The organism is Streptomyces sp. NPDC096046 (assembly GCF_040303285.1).
Classification (GTDB): domain Bacteria; phylum Actinomycetota; class Actinomycetes; order Streptomycetales; family Streptomycetaceae; genus Streptomyces.
Genome location: NZ_JBEOSZ010000001.1, coordinates 177613 through 200363 on the forward strand (window position 1 = coordinate 177613; position 22751 = coordinate 200363).

At 72.6% G+C, this 22751-nt stretch carries 20 protein-coding genes; 6 read left to right on the forward strand and 14 right to left on the reverse strand.

From position 1 onward, the window contains the following. Positions 1-285 precede the first annotated feature (285 nt). Positions 286-1926: a protein kinase domain-containing protein gene (locus ABTX62_RS00860; protein ID WP_352114176.1), complete on the forward strand. Its 1641-nt coding sequence runs from the start codon at positions 286-288 to the stop codon at positions 1924-1926. Positions 1927-2269: 343 nt separating this feature from the next. Here ABTX62_RS00860 and ABTX62_RS00865 read toward each other — a convergent pair whose 3' ends face one another. Together ABTX62_RS00865 and ABTX62_RS00870 are read right to left on the reverse strand one after the other, a co-directional pair. Then, the gene (locus ABTX62_RS00865) at positions 2270-2809 is read right to left on the reverse strand and encodes a bacterial proteasome activator family protein (RefSeq protein ID WP_283968333.1); all 540 of its coding nucleotides are present in this window, start codon (positions 2807-2809) and stop codon (positions 2270-2272) included. Between the two features lie 85 nt (positions 2810-2894). After that, positions 2895-3464, reverse strand: coding sequence for a PadR family transcriptional regulator (locus tag ABTX62_RS00870; RefSeq protein ID WP_352114177.1), 570 nt, complete (start codon positions 3462-3464; stop codon positions 2895-2897). Positions 3465-3602: 138 nt separating this feature from the next. Between ABTX62_RS00870 and ABTX62_RS00875 the strand changes: the two genes are divergently transcribed. Beyond that, entirely contained in the window at positions 3603-4148 is a 546-nt protein-coding gene (locus ABTX62_RS00875) for a hypothetical protein (protein WP_352114178.1), read from the forward strand. A 236-nt stretch (positions 4149-4384) separates the two neighbouring features. Here the strand turns inward: ABTX62_RS00875 and ABTX62_RS00880 are convergent, their stop codons facing one another. Continuing rightward, a complete protein-coding gene (locus tag ABTX62_RS00880; RefSeq protein ID WP_352114179.1) occupies positions 4385-5377 on the reverse strand; it encodes an NAD(P)H-quinone oxidoreductase in 993 nt (330 codons plus the stop codon). A 169-nt stretch (positions 5378-5546) separates the two neighbouring features. Between ABTX62_RS00880 and ABTX62_RS00885 the strand changes: the two genes are divergently transcribed. Together ABTX62_RS00885 and ABTX62_RS00890 are read left to right on the forward strand one after the other, a co-directional pair. Continuing rightward, a complete protein-coding gene (locus ABTX62_RS00885; protein WP_352114180.1) occupies positions 5547-6566 on the forward strand; it encodes an ATP-binding cassette domain-containing protein in 1020 nt (339 codons plus the stop codon). After that, positions 6563-7411, forward strand: coding sequence for an ABC transporter permease (locus ABTX62_RS00890; protein WP_352114181.1), 849 nt, complete (start codon positions 6563-6565; stop codon positions 7409-7411). Before ABTX62_RS00885 ends, ABTX62_RS00890 begins: the two co-directional genes overlap by 4 nt. 74 nt (positions 7412-7485) lie before the next feature. Here the strand turns inward: ABTX62_RS00890 and ABTX62_RS00895 are convergent, their stop codons facing one another. The 6 genes from ABTX62_RS00895 to pdhA all read right to left on the reverse strand — a co-directional run bounded on the left by ABTX62_RS00895 (position 7486) and on the right by pdhA (position 14960). Further along, positions 7486-8592: a potassium channel family protein gene (locus tag ABTX62_RS00895; RefSeq protein ID WP_352114182.1), complete on the reverse strand. Its 1107-nt coding sequence runs from the start codon at positions 8590-8592 to the stop codon at positions 7486-7488. Continuing rightward, on the reverse strand, positions 8589-9977 hold the full coding sequence (locus ABTX62_RS00900; protein WP_352114183.1) for a molybdopterin molybdotransferase MoeA: 1389 nt from the start codon (positions 9975-9977) through the stop codon (positions 8589-8591). The genes ABTX62_RS00895 and ABTX62_RS00900 overlap by 4 nt, the downstream gene beginning before the upstream one ends. Beyond that, the gene (locus ABTX62_RS00905; RefSeq protein ID WP_352114184.1) at positions 9974-10957 is read right to left on the reverse strand and encodes an NTP transferase domain-containing protein; all 984 of its coding nucleotides are present in this window, start codon (positions 10955-10957) and stop codon (positions 9974-9976) included. Before ABTX62_RS00905 ends, ABTX62_RS00900 begins: the two co-directional genes overlap by 4 nt. A gap of 372 nt (positions 10958-11329) precedes the next feature. Then, positions 11330-12808, reverse strand: a complete 1479-nt coding sequence (locus ABTX62_RS00910) for a dihydrolipoamide acetyltransferase family protein (RefSeq protein WP_352114185.1) — start codon at positions 12806-12808, stop codon at positions 11330-11332. After that, positions 12808-13812, reverse strand: coding sequence for an alpha-ketoacid dehydrogenase subunit beta (locus ABTX62_RS00915; RefSeq protein WP_352114186.1), 1005 nt, complete (start codon positions 13810-13812; stop codon positions 12808-12810). The genes ABTX62_RS00910 and ABTX62_RS00915 overlap by 1 nt, the downstream gene beginning before the upstream one ends. Continuing rightward, a complete protein-coding gene (gene pdhA / locus ABTX62_RS00920; protein ID WP_352114187.1) occupies positions 13809-14960 on the reverse strand; it encodes a pyruvate dehydrogenase (acetyl-transferring) E1 component subunit alpha in 1152 nt (383 codons plus the stop codon). The genes ABTX62_RS00915 and pdhA overlap by 4 nt, the downstream gene beginning before the upstream one ends. A 190-nt stretch (positions 14961-15150) precedes the next feature. Between pdhA and ABTX62_RS00925 the strand changes: the two genes are divergently transcribed. Next, positions 15151-15636 (forward strand): Lrp/AsnC family transcriptional regulator, encoded by a 486-nt coding sequence (locus tag ABTX62_RS00925; protein ID WP_352114188.1) that lies wholly within the window; start codon positions 15151-15153, stop codon positions 15634-15636. 308 nt (positions 15637-15944) lie between these two features. On the opposite strand, the gene ABTX62_RS00930 is transcribed toward ABTX62_RS00925, so the two are convergent. Together ABTX62_RS00930 and ABTX62_RS00935 are read right to left on the reverse strand one after the other, a co-directional pair. Beyond that, a complete protein-coding gene (locus tag ABTX62_RS00930) occupies positions 15945-16535 on the reverse strand; it encodes a TetR/AcrR family transcriptional regulator (RefSeq protein WP_352114189.1) in 591 nt (196 codons plus the stop codon). Beyond that, positions 16532-18055: a 3-hydroxyacyl-CoA dehydrogenase gene (locus ABTX62_RS00935; protein ID WP_352114190.1), complete on the reverse strand. Its 1524-nt coding sequence runs from the start codon at positions 18053-18055 to the stop codon at positions 16532-16534. Before ABTX62_RS00935 ends, ABTX62_RS00930 begins: the two co-directional genes overlap by 4 nt. 160 nt (positions 18056-18215) lie before the next feature. On the opposite strand from ABTX62_RS00935, the gene paaN reads away from it, so the two are divergent. Further along, positions 18216-19907, forward strand: a complete 1692-nt coding sequence (gene paaN / locus ABTX62_RS00940; RefSeq protein WP_352114191.1) for a phenylacetic acid degradation protein PaaN — start codon at positions 18216-18218, stop codon at positions 19905-19907. Here the strand turns inward: paaN and ABTX62_RS00945 are convergent. The 3 genes from ABTX62_RS00945 to ABTX62_RS00955 form a co-directional block, all read right to left on the reverse strand. Next, a complete protein-coding gene (locus ABTX62_RS00945; protein WP_352114192.1) occupies positions 19904-20644 on the reverse strand; it encodes a TrmH family RNA methyltransferase in 741 nt (246 codons plus the stop codon). The genes paaN and ABTX62_RS00945 overlap by 4 nt on opposite strands. Next, entirely contained in the window at positions 20641-21852 is a 1212-nt protein-coding gene (locus ABTX62_RS00950) for an HTTM domain-containing protein (protein ID WP_352114193.1), read from the reverse strand. The genes ABTX62_RS00945 and ABTX62_RS00950 overlap by 4 nt, the downstream gene beginning before the upstream one ends. Then, on the reverse strand, positions 21849-22751 hold a 903-nt coding region (locus tag ABTX62_RS00955), incomplete at its 5' end, for a DUF5819 family protein (RefSeq protein WP_352114194.1). The genes ABTX62_RS00955 and ABTX62_RS00950, both read right to left, overlap by 4 nt.

Below are 22751 nucleotides of genomic sequence, written 5' to 3' on the forward strand. Positions count from 1 at the left end.
GCTACAGCCTCCGAGCAAGCCTCCGGTCCGGCAAGGGGCGCCCGGACCGGCACGAGACCGACCGGCCATGAAACCTTCACTCCGTGCCGTCGTGCAAATTCCGTGCTCCGGCCGTATGCCCCCTGTAACGCTTCCGCGACGCTTCTTTCGCGTACGGTCACGGAACGGGCACCGAGCTTGACGTGCCGGTGCCCTCGGGCAGACTTGGCCGGGAATGGCGGTTCGGATCAACGACGGATCAGCGGCAGTCGGCGGCGTCAGCAGGCGCTACGGGGGACACGGAACATGAGCCAGGACGGCGCACAGGGCCAGCACACGGGGCGGGCGCTCGCCAGTGGCCGCTATCAGCTGCGCGACCTCCTGGGCCAGGGCGGCATGGCCTCGGTGCACCTCGCGTACGACAGCGTGCTCGACCGCCAGGTCGCCATCAAGACGCTCCACACCGAGCTCGGCCGGGAACAGGCCTTCCGCGAGCGGTTCCGCCGCGAGGCCCAGTCCGTGGCCAAGCTCACGCACACCAACATCGTCTCCGTCTTCGACACCGGCGAGGACACCCTCGACGGCATGACGACGCCGTACATCGTCATGGAGTACGTCGAGGGCCGCCCGCTCGGCTCCGTCCTCGACGAGGACGTGCGGCAGCAGGGCGCGATGCCCGCCGACAAGGCGCTGAAGATCACGGCCGATGTGCTGGCCGCGCTGGAGATCAGCCACGAGATGGGCCTGGTCCACCGCGACATCAAGCCGGGCAACGTGATGATGACCAAGCGCGCCGTGGTCAAGGTCATGGACTTCGGCATCGCCCGCGCCATGCAGTCCGGTGTGACGTCGATGACGCAGACCGGCATGGTCGTCGGCACCCCGCAGTACCTCTCGCCCGAGCAGGCCCTCGGCCGCGGTGTGGACGCCCGCTCCGACCTGTACTCGGTCGGCATCATGCTCTTCCAGCTGGTGACCGGGCGGCTGCCGTTCGAAGCGGACTCGCCGCTGGCCATCGCGTACGCGCACGTGCAGGAGGAGCCGCCGGTTCCGTCCTCGATCAACCGCACGCTGCCGCCGGCCGTGGACGCGTTGATCGCCCGCGCGCTGAAGAAGAACCCCAACGAGCGTTTCCCCAGCGCCGAGGCCATGCGGGACGAGTGCCTGCGCGTGGCGGCGTCCTTCCAGGCCGCCCCGCCGAGCATCGTGCCGGGCACACCGGCCCCGAGCGGCGCGGGCGTCGGCTCGGCCGTGTTCCCGCCGGTCGACCAGGCCACCCCGCCGCCCACGGGACAGGTCCAGACGCCCTACCAGCCGACCCCGCCCCCGAACCCGTACGGCACGCCCGCCCCGACCGGGCCGCCCCCGGCCTACGGTTACCCGCAGCAGGGGGGCTACCAGACGCCGTCCCCGGCGGCCTACTCCCCGCAGCCGGGCCCGTCGACGCCGCCGCCGTACAACCTGACGCCCCAGAGCGCGCCGGCCTCCTCCGGCGGCCGGAACAACAAGCCCGTGATCATCGGCTCGATCATCGTGTCCGTCGTCGCGGTCGGCGGCCTGGTCACGGCGCTGCTCATGAACAGCGGCGGCCAGGACGACAAGGGCGGCGGCGGCAGCGCGAGCGCCTCGGCCTCCGCGCAGAAGAACGCCGGATACCGGGGCCCGGACACCACGAAGACGATCGACACCGAGGAGTGCACGGAGCCTCGGGAGTCCTACAACGACCCCGACAAGATCAAGATCCCGGACTTCAAGTTCAAGAACATCAAGTCGGTCAAGGCCTGCCTCCAGGCGGCCGGCTGGGAAGTGAACGAGAAGAAGGTCGACGAGAACACCTACGGCGACGGCACGGTCATGTACCAGTTCCCGTCCGCCGACACCGACGTCGATCCGAAGGACATGCCCGAGATCCAGCTCAGCGTCTCGACGGGCAACCCGCCCTCCTGACGTCCCCGACGCGAAGGGCCCGGCGGCTTCGGCCGCCGGGCCCTTGTGGTCGGTGACTGGTCGGGTTTGGCCGGGGGGCTGGTGGTTGGTGGGCCGGTTTGGCCGGTTTGGCCGTGGCGATGGGCCAGTGTGGCCGGTGGGCCGGTTTGGCCGTGCTGATGTGGCCGGTGGGCCGTGCGGCTGATGGGCCGGTGTGCTCGGTGGGGCCGTGCGGCCCCGGTGTGGCCGGTGGGCCCTGTGGCCGGTGGGCGGTGGGGCCGTGGCCGTGCGGCCGGTGGGCGGTGGGGCCGTGGCCCTGTGGCCGGTGGCCGGTGGGACCCTGGCCGTGCGGCCGGTGGGTCGTCTAGAGGTAGGGACCGCCCGAGCGGCCGCCGGGCTGCTGCTCGTCGAGGCCGTCGCCGACACCCGGCGGCAGGGCCCGGCGCATCTGCTCCAACTGGGCACGGGCCGCCATCTGCTGGGCGAACAGCGTCGTCTGGATCCCGTGGAAGAGCCCCTCGAGCCAGCCGACGAGCTGGGCCTGCGCGATGCGCAGCTCCGCGTCGCTGGGGGTCGCCTCGTCCGTGAAGGGCAAGGAGAGCCGCTCCAGCTCCTCGACCAGCTCGGGCGCCAGACCGTCCTCCAGCTCCTTCACCGAGCTGGCGTGGATGTCCTTGAGCCGGACCCGGCTGGCCTCGTCCAGGGGAGCCGCGCGCACCTCCTCCAGCAGCTGTTTGATCATGCTGCCGATCCGCATGACCTTGGCGGGCTGCTCCACCTGTTCCGTGAGCGGGGTCTCGCGGGAGTCCTCGTCTGCGCTGCCGCCACCGAGCGCCATGCCGTCCTGGCCCACGACCAGGATCTGAGGGTTCTCCGGCGACCTTTCGTTCCTCGGCATCTCCATGTCGCCATTCTGTCGCACGCCTGCACCTCACCTCCGTGGTGCCCCCACCGGAGGCTGATCCACCACGCCGGAGGAGACGAGTCGGTCAGACTTCGGGTTGCTTCCGCCCGGGTGGTTCCTCCTCATGGGCGAAGCGCAGCAGACGGGCCTCGCAGTGGTCCAGCCAGCGCACCTCGGCCTCGGCGTGGAAGACGAGCTGCTCCAGGACGAGCAGCCGGGCCATCCCCTCGCCGTGCTCCGGCGCGCGGGCCAGGGCCTCTGCCCGCCGCCGCACGTGCTCGTGCAGTGCTCGCGTCACGTGCCGGCGTTGGGTCTCGACGACCTCCCGTACGTCGACGCCGTCCGCGCCGAGAGCCATCACCAGCTTGATCGCCAGCTCGTCGCGCGGCGGGCCGGCCCTCTCCACGGGGTGGTCGTACCAGGCGCGCAGCTCGGCCCGTCCGGCATCGGTGAGCGCGTACAGCGTCCGTCCGGCCGCGTCGACGTCGTCCCGGGCGACCATGCCGTCCCGTTCCAGGCGGCCCAGCGTCGTGTAGACCTGCCCGATGTTCAGCGGCCAGGTCCCGCCGGTGCGGGCCTCGAAGTCGGTGCGCAGGCGGGAGCCGTAGCGGGGACCCGCCACCAGGAGCGCCAGCAGCCCGTGTCGTATCGACATAACCGGATTGTGCAGCGATTCCGCCCGTCGGCCGAGCCCGGCGTGCCGGACGTCCGGGTCGGTGTGAGGCTGATTGCCTCGATATGACCGAACTTGCCGTTTCTGCCCTGACGGGCGCGGCGGGAAGGGGTCACCCACGTGACTCCATGGCTACGCGTACTGCGGGCGGCGGGACTGGTGCTCGCCCTGGGGGCGGGCGCGGTCGTCTCACCCTATGGATCCGTCCCGTCCCACGGGGCCGCCGCCGCCCTCACGGACGAGGAGGAGGGAGAGGCCGGGCTCATCACCGCCCCGTCTTCCGTGTCCGCCCCCTCGGCCCGGACGGCCTCGTCGGCCCCGTCGGCCCGGACGGCCTCGTCGGTCCCCTCGGCCCTCGCGGCGCCCTCCGCACCCGGTGAGCCCTCGTGGGCCGGGAGCAGGGCCGGTGAGGGCCGGGTACGTCCGGGACGCCCGGAGGACGCCGGGGAGAGGCCGGGCGTCACCGACGCCACCGCCGCCCCCGAGGCGCCCCGGGAGCCCGCCCCGGAGCCGTCCGCCCCGGCGGAGCAGCCCGTGCGTGAGGCCGCGACCGCCGACCGGCCCGGCGGCCCGGTCCTGCGCATCCTGCCCCTGGGCAGCGGGCTGGTCCTGATCGGCCTGGGCCTTGGCCTGGCGTTCGTGGGACTGCGGCTGCGGCGGGTGTAGGCGCGGGACGACGGGCGCCGGGGCGTGACCATCCGGCACACGTGAGCCGCGCACTTCGCAGGTGCGGCGCGGCTCGGCTGCCACCGGGGCGACTCCGGCCGTCCGGCCGGGCAGCCGCATGGTGCGGCGGTGCCATGGCCCGGCCGGATCGGCCCTCCCTCGCGGGGAGTCCGGCTGCCCGGTGCGATGAGGCGCGGGTCTGGCCGGACCCGCCGCATGAGGCCCTGCGGCGGGGGTCAGGCGCCCTGGGGGGCGGCGATCAGCAGGACCTTGCCGATGTGGCCGCTCTCCTCCACGACCCGGTGTGCGGCGGCAGCGTCCCGCATCGGGAGTTCGCGGTCGACGACCGGGCGCAGGTGGCCACCGGTGAACAGAGGCCAGACGTGCTCACGTACGGCCGCGACGATGGCCGCCTTCTCCTCCAGGGGCCGGGCCCGCAGGGACGTCGCGCTGATGGCGGCACGCTTGGCGAGCAGGGCGCCGATGTTCAGCTCGCCCTTCACTCCGCCCTGCATGCCGATGATCGCGAGCCGCCCGTTGACGGCGAGGGCCCGGACGTTGCGCTCCAGGTACTTGGCTCCCATGTTGTCGAGGATGACGTCGGCCCCGGCGCCGTCCGTCGCCTTCCTGACCTCCTCGACGAAGTCCTGCTCGCGGTAGTTGACCAGGATGTCGGCGCCCAGCTCGGCGCACCGCTCCAGCTTCTCCTTCGTACCGGCCGTCACGGCCACCCGCGCACCGACGGCCTTGGCCAGCTGGATGGCCATCGTGCCGATGCCGCTGGAGCCGCCGTGCACGAGGAGCGTCTCACCGGGACGCAGATGGGCGATCATGAAGACGTTCGACCAGACCGTGCAGGTCACCTCGGGCAGCGCCGCGGCCTGGGTCAGACCGACGCCGTCGGGCACGGGCAGCAGCTGCCCGGCCGGGACGACCACCTTCTCGGCGTAACCGCCGCCGGAGAGCAGCGCGCACACCTCGTCGCCGATGTTCCACCCGGAGACCCCGCTGCCGATCCCGGCGATCCGCCCGGAGCACTCCAGGCCGGGGTAGGGGGAGGCGCCGGGCGGTGGGTCGTAGAAGCCCTGCCGCTGAAGGATGTCGGCCCGGTTGACGGCGCCGGCCGCCACCTCGACCAGGACCTCGCCCTCGCCGGGGACGGGGTCCGGGACCTCGTCCCAGACCAGCGCCTCGGGCTCACCGGGTTCGGGAATCGTGATCGCATACATGCAAGGGACCGTACCCCTCGGTCCCGGGACCGAGTCCGCTCCGTCTGCGGGACCACCGCTCCTGGGCCATCGGACCGGTCCGGGAGAAAAGCGTGTGCGGGACCGATGAGTTTGCGCGACGGTGAAGGTCTCCCCATGCGTAGCCCAAGCACGCGGAAGGACCCGAAGCATGAGCACGCAGATGTCCGGCCTGGCGATCGAGACCGCGGGCCTGGTGAAAACGTTCGGCGAGACGAGGGCCGTCGACGGAGTCGACCTGGCCGTGCCCGCGGGCATGGTCTACGGCGTCCTCGGCCCGAACGGCGCCGGCAAGACCACCACCGTGAAGATGCTGGCCACCCTCCTGCGGCCGGACGGCGGCGAGGCCCATGTCTTCGGCCACGACATCGTCCGCGAGGCGGACGAGGTGCGCGGCAGGGTGAGCCTCACGGGCCAGTACGCGTCGGTGGACGAGGATCTCACCGGCACCGAGAACCTGGTCCTGCTGGGCCGGCTGCTCGGCCACCACAAGAAGGCCGCCCGCGCACGCGCCGGCCAGCTCCTGGAGGCCTTCGGGCTGACGGAGGCGGCCGCGAAGCAGGTCAAGCACTACTCGGGTGGCATGCGGCGCCGCATCGACATCGCCGCGTCCATCCTCAACACCCCCGACCTGCTGTTCCTGGACGAGCCGACGACCGGTCTGGACCCGCGCAGCCGCAACCAGGTCTGGGACATCGTGCGGGCCGTCGTCGCCCAGGGCACCACCGTGCTGCTGACCACGCAGTATCTGGACGAGGCCGACCAGCTGGCGTCCCGGATCGCCGTCATCGACCGCGGCAAAGTGATCGCCGAGGGCACCAAGGGCGAGCTGAAGTCGTCCGTCGGCGCCGGGTCCGTCCATCTGCGCCTGCGCGATCCCGACCAGCGCGACCTCGCGGCCGACCTGCTGCGCAGCACCCTGGACGCGCGGGTGCAGCCGGAGCCCGACCCGGTGGCCCTCACCGCCCGTCTCGGCACGGCGGCGAGCGACGACTCGGCGGCCGAGCAGGCCGCCCGCGCGCTGAGCGAACTGGCCCGCGCCGGGATCACCGTGGACAACTTCTCGCTGGGCCAGCCCAGCCTTGACGAGGTGTTCCTCGCCCTCACCGGGCACGACACGCACGACACCTCCGACCGCTCCGACGACCCGAAGGACGAGGTGGCGGCATGAGCACCGCGACGACTACCGAAAGCAAGGAGCTCGCCCCGGTCAGCGCCGAGTCCCTGGCCGCGCTGCTGGTCTCCAAGGACCGGCCGCCGCGGCCCAGCGCCTGGTCGGCGTCGATGACCTTCGGCTGGCGGTCGATCCTCAAGATCAAGCACGTGCCGGAGCAGCTCTTCGACGTCACGGCGTTCCCGATCATGATGGTGCTGATGTACACGTACCTGTTCGGCGGGGCGCTGGCCGGCTCACCGAAGGAGTACATCCAGTTCCTGCTGCCGGGCATCCTCGTGATGTCGGTCGTGATGATCACCATGTACACGGGTGTCTCCGTGAACACCGACATCGAGAAGGGCGTCTTCGACCGGTTCCGCAGCCTGCCGATCTGGCGGCCGTCGACGATGGTCGGCTACCTGCTCGGCGACGCCCTGCGCTACACGATCGCGTCGATCGTGATGCTCACCGTCGGCATCGCCCTGGGCTACCGGCCGGACGGCGGGGTGGCCGGTGTGCTCGCCGGGATCGCCCTGCTGGTGGCCTTCTCGTTCGCCTTCTCGTGGATCTGGACGATGTTCGGGCTGCTGCTGCGCACCGAGAAGTCGGTGATGGGCGTCAGCATGATGGTGATCTTCCCGCTCACGTTCCTGTCCAACGTGTTCGTGGACCCGAAGACCATGCCGGGCTGGTTGCAGGCGTTCGTCAACAACAGCCCCATCACCCATCTGGCGTCGGCGGTGCGCGGCCTGATGGGCGGTGACTGGCCGGCCGACGAGGTCGCCTGGTCACTGGGCTGGGCGGCCCTGTTCGTGCTGGTCTTCGGGCCGGTCACGATGCGGCTGTACAACCGGAAGTAGCTCCCGGCCCCTCCGGTCCTGGCCGGCCGTCGCGCACCGTACGGTGCGGGGCGGCTGGCCGTTCGCTCTGCTCGTCAGTTGCGGGGCATCGGGGGCATCGGGCGGACGTCCGGCGCGACCTGGGTGGCCGGAGTCTTCCGCACGATGGTGATGAGCCGGTCGGTCAATTCCAGTCTCCCGACGGCCGCATCGTCGTAGCCGAGCACCCGATGACCGCGTATGACGCTCACGACCAGGTCGGCGACCTCCCTCGGCGCCTTGCCCACCTCGGCCTTGACGACCGGCCGCTCCACGATGTCGAGCCCGCTGCCCTGCTGGATGAGGTCCTCCAGCACCATGCCGGCCGACGGGCTGAGCACGGAGAGGCCGAGCAGCCGACCGGCGGCGCTGGCGCTGGTGATGACAGCGTCGGCACCGGACTGCTTCAGCAGCGGCGCGTTCTCCTCCTCGCGCACGGCGGCCACGATGTTCGCCCCGCGGTTGAGCTGCCGTGCCGTCAGTGCCACCAGGACCGCCGTGTCGTCGCGCTGGGTCGCGATGATGATCTGCCGGGCCTTGTGCACCTCTGCCTGCTTGAGCACCTCGCTGCGCGTCGCGTCTCCGACGATCCCCGCGTACCCCTCGGCGGTCGCAGCGTCGATCACCTTGGAACTGGGATCGACCACGACGACCTGTTCCTTCTTCAGTCCCGTCGCGCAGACGGTCCGGATCGCCGACCTGCCCTTCGTGCCAAATCCGATGACGACGGTGTGATCGCGCAACGTGGACCTCCAGCGGGTCAGTCGCCACTCCTCCCGAGTGCGTTCGGTGAGGGCTTCGAGTGTGGTGCCGACCAGGATGATCAGGAACAGCACACGCAGGGGCGTGATGACGAGGATATTCGTCAGCCGGGCGCCGTCAGTGGCGGGAATGATGTCACCGTAGCCGGTGGTGGAGAGAGTGACGGTCGCGTAGTAGAAGGCGTCGAGGAGGTCGACGCCGCCGCCCGCGTTGTCGCTGTAGCCGTCGCGGTCGGCGTAGACGATCAGCGCGGTCGAGACGAGGACCACCAATGCCATCGACAACCGTCTGGCGACCTGGCGGACCGGGTGCTCCACCTGTTTCCTCGGGAGCTTCACCCGATGGGTCACCAGATGCTCGTCGGCCTGTCGGGCGATCGCGTCCTGGCCCGGAAGTTTCACGTGAAACACACCCCGATTCCTCCGGACGCCCAGGGCAGGTCCAGCAGTTCCGTCTCCTGACCCGGGCGGGCGCCGCCCGGCTGTACGACGGCCAGCGCGTCGGCGGCCGCGATGCCGCGCAGCATGGCGGGGCCGTTGTAGTGCAGCGGCACGGCCTCGTCGCCGCGCAGGACGACGGGGACGAGCCGGGTGTCGTGCGGGTGCCCGTGCACGGCGTCCCGCAGCGGCATCGTGTACGGCTCCGGGGCCGGGCGGGCGGCGAGGATCCGCAGCAGCGGCTCGGCGAGCGTCAGCAGGCCGGAGACGGCGGCGAGCGGATTGCCCGGGAGTCCCACGAGGTGCTGCGTCTCCGTGACGCGGGCCAGCAGCATGGGGTGGCCCGGGCGCACCTCCACGCCGTCCACGAGGAGTTCGGCGCCGATCCGGCTGAGAGTGGGGTGGACGTGGTCGAGGGGGCCCGCCGCGGTGCCGCCGGTGGTGAGGATGACATCGGCGTCGGAGGTGGTGACGGCCCGGTGCAGGGCATCGGCGTCGTCGCGGATGCGCCGGACGGCGGTGACCTCTGCGCCGAGCGCCCGCAGCCAGGGTGGCAGCATCGGGCCGAGCGCGTCCCGGATCAGGCCGTCGCGCGGCAGTCCCTGGGTGAGCAACTCGTCGCCGAGGACGAGGACTTCGACGCGCGTCCGGGGGACCGCGCTGACGGTGTCGTATCCGGCCGCCGCCGCGAGCCCGAGGACGGCCGGGGTGACGAGGGTGCCGGCGGCGAGGAGCTGATCGCCGGTGCGGCACTCCTGGCCGCGCGGGCGGATGTCCTGGCCGGGGGCGACGTCCCGGGTCGCGTACAGGCGGCCCTTGTCGTCCGTGCGGCCGTGCTCGCTGCGCAGGACGGCGGTGGTGTCCGGGGGGATGCGAGCACCGGTGGCGATCCGGACGGCCTCGCCGTCGGTGAGGGGCGCGGGCGCGGCATGACCGGCGAGGACGCCCTCCTCCCGCACGTGCCATGGGGCGGGACCGCAGACCGCCCAGCCGTCCATCGCGGAGGTGTCGAAGGAGGGGAGGTCGGTGAGGGCGTCGAGCGGCGTGGCCAGGGTCAGGCCGAGGGCGGTGTCGAGGGGCGCGGAGACCGGGGCGCGTCGGGCGGCCCGGGCGGCGTCGCAGCCGGCGCGTTCCGCGAGGGCCCGCGCCTCGGGCCAGGGGGTGGCGCGGTGGCGGGTGTCGGGCCCGTCGGAGGGGTCCGGCCGATGGGGGGCGCGGGCGCCGTCCGTCCCGCCTGGTGCCGTGGGGTCGGGCAGGTGGTTGCCGTTGCTGTTCTTCACGAGGGCGAGCACCTCCTCCACGTCGAGGTCCTCGGCGTCCTCACTGGCACGGGCGCCGTGCGGGGTCATCCGGCGTCCGGGCGGGTGTCGGGCGTGGCGTCGGGGGCCACATCGCCCTGGGGTGCCTGTGGCGCGGCGGCGGGCGGCCGGTCCCCGGGGGCGCTCTCCTCCTCCCAGCGGACGGCGAGGGCGGCGGCCTTACGGGCGGCTTCGGCGACCGCTTCGGGTCCTCCGCCGGCCTGCGCGGCCGCGTAGCCGACGAGGAAGGTGGTCAGCGGCGCCGCGGGCCGGGCCACACCGTGGGCGGCGTCGCGGGCGAGGTCGAGCAGGCCGCGGGTGTCGACATCGAGGTCGATCCCGAGTTCGTCCTTGACAGCGGAAATCCATTCATCCAACACGTGCCCATGCTCCCTGATGCGTGCCCTGGCGGTGGCGATGTCGTCCCAGGTGTCGCAGTCGAAGGACGCGACGGGGTCGGAGACGCGGGTGAGGTTCAGCTCGGCGGTGAGACGCCGCAGGGGAAGACCGGCGAGAGCGCCGTACCGGTCGGCGAGGCGCGCGAGTTCCTCGCGCAGCCTCGGCGCGCGGTAGGCGGCCACGAGCGGCTGGTCACGGCCGTCGGGGTCGGTCAGCAGCACGCCGTCGGTGCCGCTCTCCCGCAGCGCGCTCAGCAGGCGGCCGACGGTCGCGTCCCGGAGGAACGGCAGGTCGGCGGAGAGCACCACCACATGCTCGGCCGTGGTGTGGCGGAGCCCGGCGTCGAGCGCGGCGAGCGGTCCGCCGCCCGGCGGGTCCTCGCGCGCCCAGGTGACGGGCCGTGCGGTCGGCCTGGGCGCGGCGACGACGACGGTGCTCCGGGCGCCGCCGCAGGCGGCGAGTACCCGGTCGAGCAGGGCCCGCCCCCCCACGCGCACACCGGGTTTGTCGGTGCCGCCGAGGCGCCGGGCGGCGCCACCGGCGAGCACGACGGCGTCGTACCCGGCGCGGTCCGTCCCCTGGGCGGGGTCGGTGCCGACGCCGGGTTCACCGGAGTGCTCGTGGGCGGTCACCCCCCGAGTATGCGCGGCCCCGCGATCACAGGGAACGCGGGGGGAACCGACACGATCACGGGACGCGAATCCGGTACTGAACGGGAATCCCGGCCTCCGCGCGCCGCTGGTACGGCGTCCGCATGCATGGCAGGCGGCACAGCGCCCGCACGGCAGGCACAGCGCCGCGCCTCTGGCACAGCGCCCGCACGGCAAACGGCGCCGGCACGGCAAGCACGGCATCCGTGCGGGATTCGCTGCGGCCTGACACGAGCCGTTGCGGCAGGCCGGCAGCCCTTGCGGTCGGACGGAAGCCCTTGCGGTCGGACGGAAGCTCCCGCGGCCGGACGCAAGCCGCTGTGGCCGGACGGCAGCTCCTGCGGCCGGTCGGGGTCAGAGCGTCCGCAGCAGTACCGCCGGCTGTTCCACGCAGTCCGCCACGTACCGCAGGAACCCGCCCGCCACGCCGCCGTCGCACACCCGGTGGTCGAAGGTGAGCGAGAGCTGGACGACCTGCCGCACCGCCAGCTCGCCCTCGTGCACCCACGGCTTGGGGACAATGCGGCCGACGCCGAGCATGGCGGCCTCGGGGTGGTTGATGATCGGGGTCGAGCCGTCGACGCCGAAGACGCCGTAGTTGTTCAGCGTGAACGTGCCGCCGGTCAGCTCGGCGGGGGTCAGCGTCCCCGCCCGGCCGGCCTCGGTCAGCCGGGCGAACTCGGCGGTCAGCGACTCGGCGTCGCGCACGTGCGCGTCCCGCACGACCGGGACGACGAGCCCCCTCTCGGTCTGCGCCGCGAAGCCCAGGTGCACGTGGTCGAACCTGATGATCTCCCTGGCCTGCGCGTCGACCGTGGAGTTGAGCTCGGGGAAGCGGGCGAGGGCCGCCGTGCAGATCCGGGCCAGCAGGGCCAGGAGGGAGATCTTCGGTCCGCCGGCCGCGTTCATGGCCGTACGCGCCCGCATGAGCTCCGTGGCGTCGGCGTCCACCCAGCAGGTGGCGTCGGGGATCTCGCGGCGACTGCGCGCCAGCTTGTCGGCGACCGCGCCGCGGATGCCCTTGAGCGGGGTGCGGATCTCGCCGGGGGCCCCCGCGGAGGAGGCGACCGAGGGCGAGGGCGCGGAAACCTGCGGCGGGCCCGGCTGCGGCTCGGCCGGGGAGGCCGTGACACCCTGCTCCGCGGCCCGCAGGGCGTACTCCACGTCGGCCCGCAGGATCAGCCCGTTGGGGCCTGACCCGGTCAGCTCCCGCAGGTTCAGGCCGTTCTGGCGTGCGAGCCGGCGTACCAGGGGCGAGATCACGGGGACGGGTCCGTCGTCCGTCGCGAGGCCGCCGCCCTGCCCGTTCACCGTCGTCGCGGCATCGCCGGCCTGCCGGTCCACCGTCGTCGCGGGGCCCGCGGCCTGCGCGTGCACCGGGGCAGCGGCGACGTCGGTCCGCCCGTTCACCGACCCCGGCACACCGGTCTGCCCGGCTGCCGCGGACGTGCCGGACACCGGCCGCTCCTGCCGGACCCGGCGGCGCCGCGCGGGCGCCTCGGAGGTGCCGTAACCGACCAGGACGTTGCCCGAGCCCTGGGAGCCGGTGTCCCCGGCCTCGGTGTCCCCGGCGCCGGCGGCCGGCCGCTCCCCCACCGCCACCGTGATCAGCGGTGCGCCGACGGGCAGTTCCGTGCCCTCCTCGCCGAAGCGGGCGGTGACCACGCCGCCGTAGGGGCAGGGCACCTCGACCATGGCCTTGGCCGTCTCGACCTCGACGACCGGCTGGTCGATGGCGACCACGTCACCGACCTCGACCAGCCAGCGCACGATCTCCGCCTCGGTGAGCCCTTCCCCGAGGTCGGGCAGCTTGAACTCAAGCACCTGTGCCATCAGCTCTCGGCCTCCCACTGAAGACGCCCCACGGCGTCCAGGATCCGGTCCACACCGGGCAGGTGGTGGCGCTCCAGCATCGGCGGCGGGTACGGGACGTCGAACCCGGCCACGCGCAGCACCGGCGCCTCCAGATGGTGGAAGCAGCGCTCCGTGACCCGGGCCGCGATCTCCCCGCCCGGGCCCCCGAAGGAACCCGACTCGTGGACGACGACCGCGCGTCCCGTCCGCCGCACCGAGGCGCACACCGTCTCGTCGTCGAACGGCACCAGGGAGCGCAGATCGACCACTTCGAGGTCCCAGCCCTCGGCCCGGGCCGCCTCGGCCGTCTCCATGCAGACGGGTACGGACGGCCCGTACGTGATGAGCGTGGCGCTCCGGCCGGGGCGCCGCACCACCGCGCGGCCGATCGGCTCGACGGGCGACGGCTCCTCGGGGTTCCAGGAGTCCTTCGACCAGTACAGCCGCTTCGGCTCCAGGAAGACGACCGGGTCGTCGGAGGCGATGGCGGCGCGCAGCAGCCCGTAGGCGTCCGCGACGGTGGCGGGCGTGACGACATGGAGCCCCGGAGTCGCCATGTAGTACGCCTCGGAGGAGTCGCTGTGGTGCTCGACGCCGCCGATGCCGCCGCCGTAGGGGACGCGGATGGTGACCGGCAGGGGCATCCTGCCGCGGGTGCGGTTGCGGGTGCGGGCCACGTGCGAGATGAGTTGCTCGAACGCCGGGTAGGCGAACGCGTCGAACTGCATCTCCACGACCGGGCGCAGGCCGTACATGGCCATGCCGACGGCCGTGCCGAGGATGCCCGCCTCGGCGAGCGGGGTGTCCGTGCAGCGGTCCTCGCCGAACTCCTTGGCGAGTCCGTCGGTGACGCGGAAGACACCGCCGAGGGTGCCGACGTCCTCGCCCATGACGTGCACGGCGGGGTCGGCGGCCATGGCGTCGCGCAGCGCGCGCGTGAGGGCCTGCGCCATGGTGGCCGGCTTGACGGCGACGGTGGTCATCCGTGCGTGCCCCCCTCCGGCTCGGTGTCGGCCTCGGCCGCCAGCTCGGCCCGCAGCCGGTCCCGCTGTTCGCGCAGGTGCGGGGTCGGCTCGGCGTACACGTGGCCGAACAGGTCCATCGGGTCGAGCACCGGGTCCTGGTTCATGTGCTCGCGCAGGGCCGCGGCCATGGTCTCGGCGTCCTGGCGGGCGGCCTCGACGCCGGCCTCGTCGAGCAGGCCCCGCTCGGTCAGTTCGCGCTCCAGAAGCCGGATCGGGTCGTGCTCGCGCCAGGTCTCGACCTCGGCGTCGCCGCGGTAGCGGGTGGCGTCGTCGGCGTTGGTGTGGGCGTCGACGCGGTAGGTGATCGCCTCGACGAGAGTGGGGCCGCCGCCGGCGCGGGCGCGGCGTACGGCGTCGGAGAGCACCTCGTGCACGGCGGCGGCGTCGTTGCCGTCGACCAGGCGGCCGGGCATGCCGTAGCCGACGGCCTTGTGGGCCAGCGACGGGGCCGCGGTCTGCTTGGCGAGCGGGACGGAGATCGCGAAACCGTTGTTCTGCACGAAGAAGACCACCGGTGCCTGCCAGACGGCGGCGAAGTTCAGCGCCTCGTGGAAGTCGCCCTCGCTGGTACCGCCGTCGCCGACCATGGCCAGCGCCACCACGTCGTCGCCCTTGAGGCGGGCGGCATGCGCGAGGCCGACGGCGTGCGGCAGCTGGGTGGCGAGCGGGGTGCACAGGGGGGCGACCCGGTGCTCGTAGGGGTCGTAGCCGGTGTGCCAGTCGCCGCGCAGCAGGGTGAGCGCCTCGACGGGGTCCACCCCGCGGGCCACCACGGCGAGGGTGTCGCGGTAGCTGGGGAAGAGCCAGTCGCGTTCCTCCAGCACGAGCGCGGCGGCGATCTCGCAGGCCTCCTGGCCGGTGGTGGAGGGGTAGACCGCGAGACGGCCCTGCTTGGTGAGGGCGGTGGCCTGCGCGTTGTAGCGGCGGCCCTTCACCAGCTGCGCGTACAGCGTCCGCAGCAGCTCGGGGTCGGCCTTCGCGGCCGCCTCGGTGCCGAGGACGCGGTACGGCTCCGCGTCGGGCAGCAGCGGCGCGGGATCCATGCGCGGCTGCCAAGCGGGCGGCGGGGTAGGCCGGTAGGCGCCCCGCTGCTCCATGACCGTCATGACGGCACCTCCTCGTGGGAGCGACTTGGAGAGGCACGTCGGCTGTGACGCGCCTCACCTACCGATTGTTCGGTCGTCGGCACATTTTGGCTACAGGTGGCCCCAGGCTGTGGACAAACGGTTCTCCACAACCTGAGATGGACGCACTACGTCCATGGCAGAGAGGCGGAGGCGGGTGGCATCTGAACAAATGGCCGACGGACACGACGACAGCGGTCCGCTGCCGCCGCCGCGGCCCCTGGACGCCATCGATCAGGACATCCTGCGCATGCTCCAGGCGGACGGCCGCGTCTCGATACGGTCGGTCGCCGAGCGGGTCCACGTCTCGCGCGCCAACGCCTACGCCCGCATCAACCGGCTCGTCGAGGACGGGGTCATCCGTGGTTTCGGCGCCCGCGTCAACCACGAGCGGGCCGGTCAGGGTACGTCCGCGTACATCACGCTGAAGATCGTCCAGAACTCCTGGCGCACGGTGCGCGAGGCGCTCAGACAGCTGCCCGGCGCCTCCCACATCGCCCTGGTGGGCGGCGACTTCGACGTACTGCTGCTGGTCCACGTGTCCGACAACCGGGCGCTGCGCGAGCTGGTGCTGACCCGGCTCCAGGCGATCCCCCAGGTGCTCAGCACGCGCACGCTGCTGGTCTTCGAAGAGGAGGACCTGGAGCCGCAGGGGTGAACGGCCGGGCCGCGCCCGGCAGCTCGCGGCCACCGCAACGCCGAGCGGCACCGCGGACGCCACCGGGAACAGCGCACATCCGAGCCCGGTGCCGGCCGCCGCCATCCGCGGTCCACGGTCCGCGCAGGGACCGGCGTGGCGGCAGCCCCGGGCGAGCACGAGCAGGCCGGCCGCCCAGAACAGCACGCCCGAGAGGACACCCGGGCCGTCCACGGGGGACCGATGTCAGGCGGCCTTGCGCGGGCCTCCGAGGTGGGGTGACCGATGTCAGGCGGCCTTGCGCAGGCCTCCGAGGTGAGGGACCGCCGTCAGGCGGCCTTGCGCAGGCCTCCGAAGGCCAATCGCACCACCGCGTCGGCCACCTCGCGTTCGCTCATGCCACGGACGTCCGGCCGATACCACTCGACGATCGAGTTGATCATGCCGAAGACCAGCCGGGTCACCAGCCGGACCTCTATGTCGGCGCGCACGTCGCCGTCCGCGGCGGCCGCCTTGAGCAGGTCGGACACGCGGTGGTCGAAGTCCCGGCGCCGCTCCAGGGCCCACCGCTCGGTGTCGGTGTTGCCCCGCACCCGCAGCAGGAGGGTCACGTAGGGCAGTTCGGTGATGAGCACCTCGACCATGCGCCGGACGACGTACTCCAGGCGGTCGGCGGCGCGCCCCGCGCGCGCGGGCTCCTCGTCGAGAATCCCGAAGAGACCGTCCAGCGCCCTGCTCACGGCCCGGCGCAGCAGTTCCTCCTTACCGGACACGTGGTGGTAGATCGACGACTTGGAGATGCCGGCCGCCCGGGAGAGGTGCTCCATGGAGGTGCCGTCGTAACCGCGCTCGATGAACACCTGGACGGCGACGGACAGCAGCGTGTCCGGGGTGTAGGTGTCGCGCTTGGCGGTGGTCATGAGGCGGTGCCCTCCCGTGGGTCGGAGGCGTGGGCGTGGCGGTACAGCGCCAGGGACGGCGCGTAGCGTCCCGAGGGATCGCAGCGGTGGAGGTCGTCCAGGAGCGCGTAGGCCCAGGAACGGCCGAGCCGGCGGCTCCACTCGAAGGGCCCCAGGGGGTAGTTCACGCCCAGGCGCATCGCGGTGTCGATGTCCTCCTCGGTGGCCACACCCTTGGCGACCGCGTCGTGCGCCAGATCGATGATCCGCGCGACCGTGCGGGCGACGATCATGCCGGGCACGTCGCCGATGAGGCTGACCCGTTTGCCTAGCGCCTGGAAGAGGCCGGTGGCCTCGGCGAGGGCCTGCGGGGAGGTGTCCTGGGAGGCGGACAGGGCGATCCGGGTGGCCCTGCGGTAGTCGAGCGCGAGGTCGAAGTAGACGACGTCCCGGAACTCCACGGCGGTCTGCCCGTCGGCCAGGACGAGCCGGCCGCCGCTCGGGAGCAGCAGACAGGCCCCCGCTTCCTCGTCGTCGTCCTCGTCGCGGACCGGGATGCCCGCCTCGCGGATCAGCGCGAGCAGCTCGGCCGCCGGGCCCAGGTCCCCCTCGGCGACGACGTACGCGGGCGGCTGACGTGTCTCGGCGGTGTCCGGCTCGGGGCGTTCGGCCCCGTCCCGGTACGCGTACCAGCCCTGGCCGCTCTTGCGGCCGAGCCGCCCGGACTCGACCAGGCGCCGCTGGGCGAGGGACGGGGTGAAGCGCACGTCCTGGAAGAAGGCCTGCCAGACCGACTGCGTGACGGACTCGTTGACGTCCTGGCCGATCAGGTCGGTCAGCTCGAACGCGCCCATCCGGAAGCCGCCCGACTCGCGCAGCACGGCGTCGATGGTGGCCGGGTCGGCGCCCTGCGCCTCGTAGACCGCGAAGGCCTCGGCGTAGAAGGGCCGCGCGATGCGGTTGACGATGAAGCCGGGGGTGTCCGCGCAGGCGACCGGCGTCTTGCCCCAGGCGCGGGCGGTCTCGTACGCGCGCGTGGCGTACGTGACGTCGGTGGCGAACCCGGAGACGACCTCGACCAGCGGCAGCAGCGGCGCGGGGTTGAAGAAGTGCAGGCCGACGAACCGGCCGGGGACGTGCAGGGCGCCGCCGATGGCCGTGACGGACAGGGAGGAGGTGTTGGTGGCGAGCAGGCAGTCGTCGGAGACGATGCCCTCCAGCTCGCGCAACAGCTCCTGTTTGACGTCCAGCCGCTCCAGGACCGCCTCGACGACCAGGGCGCAGTCGGCGAGCTCGGCGAGGTCCTCGGCGGGCCGCAGCCGGGCGCGGGCGGCGTCCCGGTCGGCGCCGGTGAGGCGCTCCTTCTCGACGAGCCGGTCCAGGCGGGCGCCGATCGCGTCGGCCGCCTCCCGTGCCCGCCCCGGAACGGTGTCGTACAGCCGTACGAGATGGCCCGCGACCAGCGCGACCTGGGCGATGCCCTGGCCCATGGTGCCGGTGCCGACGACGGCCACGGGGCTGCTGAGGTCGAGTGCTGTCATGGGCGCGATCCTCCCGCACGGGGTTTTCCACAGATGCGGTGGACCCCCTTGAACCGACCGATCGTTCGGTTACTCTAGCTCTGTCCGCGTGTTCCCGCCCAGGTTTCTGCCCAGGTCATGAACTCGACGAAGAGTTCTTGAGACGAGGAGTTGGTCACCCATGACCGCCGCACTCTCGGCGCACGAGCTGATCGCCCGGCACCGGTCCACCCTCGACCAGGCGCTGGAAGCGATCCGCACGCGCGCGTACTGGTCCCCGCACCCCGAGCACCCCAAGGCCTACGGGGAGAACGGCAGCCTGGACGCGGCGGCGGGCAAGGCCGCCTTCGACGCCCTGCTCGGCTCCCGCCTCGACCTCGGCCAGCCCGGGACGGACGACTGGGTGGGCGGCGAGACGTCCCCGTACGGCATCGAACTGGGCGTGACGTACCCGCACGCGGACCTCGACGTGCTGCTGCCCGCCATGAGGGCCGGCCAGCGGGCCTGGCGCGACGCGGGCGCCGAGCAGCGCGCGGTGGTCTGCCTGGAGATCCTCAAGCGCGTCAGCGACCGGACGCACGAGTTCGCGCACGCGGTGATGCACACCTCCGGCCAGGCCTTCATGATGGCGTTCCAGGCGGGCGGGCCGCACGCGCAGGACCGCGGCCTGGAGGCGGTGGCGTACGCGTACGTGGAGCAGGTCCGCACGCCCGACAACGCCGAGTGGAGCAAGCCGCAGGGCAAACGCGACCCGCTGGCCATGACCAAGCAGTTCACGCCGGTCCCGCGCGGCATCGGCCTGGTGATCGGCTGCAACACCTTCCCGACGTGGAACAGCTACCCGGGCCTGTTCGCCTCCCTCGCCACCGGCAACGCGGTCCTGGTCAAGCCCCACCCGCGCGCGGTGCTGCCGCTCGCGCTCACGGTGCAGATCGCGCGCGAGGTGCTCGCCGAGACCGGTTTCGACCCGAACCTGATCGCGCTGGCCGCCGAGAACCCCGGCGAGGGCATCGCCAAGACCCTCGCGCTGCGCCCCGAGATCCGGATCATCGACTACACGGGCTCGACCGAGTTCGGCGACTGGCTGGAGGCCAACGCCCGCCAGGCGCAGGTCTACACGGAGAAGGCCGGCGTCAACACGGTCGTCCTCCACTCCACGTCCGACTACGAGGGCATGCTCTCCAACCTGGCGTTCTCGCTGTCCCTGTACAGCGGCCAGATGTGCACCACCCCGCAGAACCTGCTCGTCCCCCGCGAGGGCATCTCCACCGACCAGGGCCCCAAGTCCTACGACGAGGTGGTCGCCGACCTCGCCCGGTCGGTAGACGGGCTCCTCGGTGACGACGCCCGGGCGAACGCGCTGCTCGGCGCGATCGTCAACCCGGACGTCAAGGCCCGCCTGGAAGCCGCTTCCGGGCTGGGTGAGGTCGCCCTGGCCTCCCGGGAGATCACCAACCCGGACTTCCCGGGTGCGGTCGTCCGCACGCCGGTGATCGTCAAGCTGGACGGCGCCAAGCCGGACGCCGAGGCCGCGTACATGAGCGAGTGCTTCGGACCGGTGTCCTTCGCCGTGGCCGTCGACTCCGCCGCGGACGCGACCGAGCTGCTGCGGCGGACGGTCCGCGAGAAGGGCGCGATGACCGTCGGGGCGTACACCACCGACCCGGAGGTCGAGCAGGCCGTGCAGGAGGTCTGCCTGGAGGAGGCGGCGCAGCTGTCGCTGAACCTCACGGGCGGGGTCTATGTGAACCAGACGGCCGCGTTCTCCGACTTCCACGGCTCGGGGGGCAACCCGGCGGCGAGTGCGGCGCTGTGTGACGGGGCGTTCGTCGCCAACCGGTTCCGTGTCGTCGAGGTGCGGCGGGACGCCTAGGAGGCACCGCAGCTCCAGTGGTACAGCGTCATCGCCACGCTCGTCGCCAGGTTGTAGCTGCTCACCTGGGGGCGCATCGGGAGCGACAGCAAGTGGTCCGCACGCCCGCGCAGTTCCGTGCACAGGCCGGTGCGTTCGGAGCCGAAGGCGAGGACGGCGTCGTCCGGGAGGGTGACGGCCCGGATGTCGTCGCCCTCCGGATCGAGGGCGAACAGAGGTCCGGGCGGCAGCTCGGACACCTCCAGACGCTCCACGGCCGTCGCGAAGTGGAGTCCCGCCCCACCGCGTACGACGGTGGGGTGCCAGGGGTCGACGGTCCCGGTCGTCACCACGCCGGTCGCACCGAAACCGGCGGCCAGGCGGATCACCGCGCCCGCGTTGCCGAGGTTGCGCGGGTTGTCGAGAACGACGACCGGGGCCGAGCGGGGCACGTGCGTCAGCTTCTCCAGGTGGCGGGCGCGGGAGGGCCGGACGGCCAGGGCGGCCACGGCGGTGGGGTGCGCACGCGGCACGAACGACGCGTACGTCCGGTGCGGCACCTCCGTCAGCAGCCCGGCCAGCGCGTCCCCTACGTCCGGGGCCAGCTCCTCGGCGAGGGCGAGTGCGGCGGCCCGGTCCGCGGTGATCGCCAACGGCACCTCGGCGCCGAAACGCAGCGCGTGCTTGAGGGCGTGGAACCCGTCGAGCAGGACGGTCTCGCCGGCGAGCCGGTGCCAGGCGGTCACGGGGTCGGTCATGGCCCGAAGCCTACGTGCGCCGCCTCGGGGCTCTCGGGCGCGCGCTGTCGCGGGACCGGCGTACGCCCGCCCCGGCGCGGGAGCCGGTCACGCGCGCGTGCCACCCGGCCGCCCAGCCGGCGCAGGAAGCCCGTCGGCAGGAACACCGCGTCCGCGGCGATCATCGCGAGTGAGAAGAAGGGCAGTCCGAGGACCACGGCGATCACCGCGTGCTCGGTCATCATGACCGCCAGCAGGACGTTCTTCACCCGCCGGTTGAACAGGGTGAACGGGAAGGCGACCTGCACGAGGACCGTCCCGTACGTCACCAGCATCACCATCGTGCCGCTGGCCGACAGCAGGTCGGCGAGGGCGGGCCAGGGTGAGAAGTACTCCAGGTGGAGCGGGTAGTAGACCGCGGTGCCGTCCTGCCAGCGGGAGCCCTGGATCTTGTACCAGCCGGCCGTCGCGTAGATCAGACAGGCCTCGGCCATGATCACGAGCAGGGCGCCGTTGTGCACGATGGCGGCGACGACGTCCAGCAGGATCCGCGGCTCACCGGTGCCGGGCCGGCGTCCGGCCAGCCACCACAGGGCCTGCGCCACCCACACCGTCCACAGCAGGCCGGGTATGAGCCAGTCGCCCTGCATCCGGCCGGCCAGGGTGACCGCGATCAGCACGAATCCGAGCGCGCCCCACAGGGCAGGGCCCGTCCGGTCCGTGACCCGCTCGCCCCGCGCGCGGGCCGCCCGGTCCCGCTCGCCCCGCTTGGCGTCCAGCGACCACACCTGGGCGCACCGCGTGAACACCAGGTAGATCGACATCAGGTGCAGCACGTTGTCGCCGCCGTCACCCATGAAGACACTGCGGTTCTGCAGCGACAGCACCCCGACCATGAACAGCACCGACATGGTGCGCGTGCGCCAGCCCAGCAGCAGCAGGGCGCTGGACAGGACCGCGAGCGCGTAGACGATCTCGAACCAGACGCGGCCGTCCGACCACATCAGGATGGTGAAGGAACCGTTGGAACCGACCAGCTGCTGAGCCAGGTCCCAGCTCCAGGGGCCGTCCGGCCCGTACAGCTCGTGGCGGTGGGGGAGCTCGCGGAGCAGGAACAGCAGCCAGGTGGCGCTGAAGCCGATACGGATGACGGCCGTCTGGTAGGGACCCAGGGCGGCCTCGGTGACGCGGGCGATGCCGCCCGAGACGGCCAGCGAGAAGCGGTTCACCGCACGCCACCCCGAGCCTCGTCCTGCGACACCTTCCACCACGGCAGCTCCCGGTAGGACGGCGTCGTGGAGACCTTCTCCCGGCTCCACTCGGGTGGCGGCACGTTGCTGGTGCGGGAACGGACCTGCACGCGCTCGATGGTCCCGGCGCCCCCGGTCGTGGCCCGCACCGCGGCGTCGCGGTCGAGGCGCAGCACCATGATCCGACGCAGGTACGCCTCGGAGAGCGAGCCGCGCAAGCCCACGGGCCGGTTCTCGCCGTCATGCGTGGCGACGAAGAAGTCCCAGGCGCGGCGCAGCTCGTTCTGCTGGGTGTGGCTGGGCAGCAGGTTGCCGTCGATGGCCTCACCGTCCTCGGCGGACAGGTCGTACCAGCCGGTGGTCAGCGTCATGCCGTCCGGCCCGCGGATCTCCGCCCGGACCTGGATCGAGATGTTCTGCTGGAGCGGGTTCGGCGCGAAGAGCTTCCAGTTCTGCTCGAACTCCGGATAGATCCAGTCGTCCACGGCCTCGCCGTGCGCCCTGGTGACCGTGTTCGCCGGCGCGACGTGCAGGAACGTCATCCCGAGATGCACACACACCCCGATGGCGACGACCGCGAGCGCCAGGGCGACCCCGATCTGGTAGCGCAGGGACAGCGCGGCGACGCCGGTACGGGGTTCACCGGCCGGGCCCGACCCGACCGGCCCCGGCGGCCCGACCGGTGGAACAGACCCGACTGGCAGCGGCGGCTCGACCGGTCCGAGTGACCCGACCGGTCCCGACGGTGCGCCCGGTCCGACTGACCCGACCGGTCCCGACGGTGCGCCCGGTCCGACTGACCCGACCGGTCCCGGCGATGCGCCCGGTCCGACTGACCCGACCGGTCCCGGCGATGCGCCCGGTCCGACTGACCCGAC

Coding starts and splice junctions, on each gene's coding strand:
- ABTX62_RS00910 (WP_352114185.1), bottom strand. CDS start 12,808: ATGGCACAGGTGCTTGAGTTCAAGCTGCCCGACCTCGGGGAAGGGCTC.
- pdhA (WP_352114187.1), bottom strand. CDS start 14,960: ATGACGGTCATGGAGCAGCGGGGCGCCTACCGGCCTACCCCGCCGCCC.
- ABTX62_RS00880 (WP_352114179.1), bottom strand. CDS start 5,377: ATGTATGCGATCACGATTCCCGAACCCGGTGAGCCCGAGGCGCTGGTC.
- paaN (WP_352114191.1), top strand. CDS start 18,216: ATGACCGCCGCACTCTCGGCGCACGAGCTGATCGCCCGGCACCGGTCC.
- ABTX62_RS00925 (WP_352114188.1), top strand. CDS start 15,151: ATGGCCGACGGACACGACGACAGCGGTCCGCTGCCGCCGCCGCGGCCC.
- ABTX62_RS00915 (WP_352114186.1), bottom strand. CDS start 13,812: ATGACCACCGTCGCCGTCAAGCCGGCCACCATGGCGCAGGCCCTCACG.
- ABTX62_RS00865 (WP_283968333.1), bottom strand. CDS start 2,809: ATGGAGATGCCGAGGAACGAAAGGTCGCCGGAGAACCCTCAGATCCTG.
- ABTX62_RS00945 (WP_352114192.1), bottom strand. CDS start 20,644: ATGACCGACCCCGTGACCGCCTGGCACCGGCTCGCCGGCGAGACCGTC.
- ABTX62_RS00935 (WP_352114190.1), bottom strand. CDS start 18,055: ATGACAGCACTCGACCTCAGCAGCCCCGTGGCCGTCGTCGGCACCGGC.
- ABTX62_RS00860 (WP_352114176.1), top strand. CDS start 286: ATGAGCCAGGACGGCGCACAGGGCCAGCACACGGGGCGGGCGCTCGCC.
- ABTX62_RS00900 (WP_352114183.1), bottom strand. CDS start 9,977: ATGACCCCGCACGGCGCCCGTGCCAGTGAGGACGCCGAGGACCTCGAC.
- ABTX62_RS00930 (WP_352114189.1), bottom strand. CDS start 16,535: ATGACCACCGCCAAGCGCGACACCTACACCCCGGACACGCTGCTGTCC.
- ABTX62_RS00885 (WP_352114180.1), top strand. CDS start 5,547: ATGAGCACGCAGATGTCCGGCCTGGCGATCGAGACCGCGGGCCTGGTG.
- ABTX62_RS00890 (WP_352114181.1), top strand. CDS start 6,563: ATGAGCACCGCGACGACTACCGAAAGCAAGGAGCTCGCCCCGGTCAGC.
- ABTX62_RS00870 (WP_352114177.1), bottom strand. CDS start 3,464: ATGTCGATACGACACGGGCTGCTGGCGCTCCTGGTGGCGGGTCCCCGC.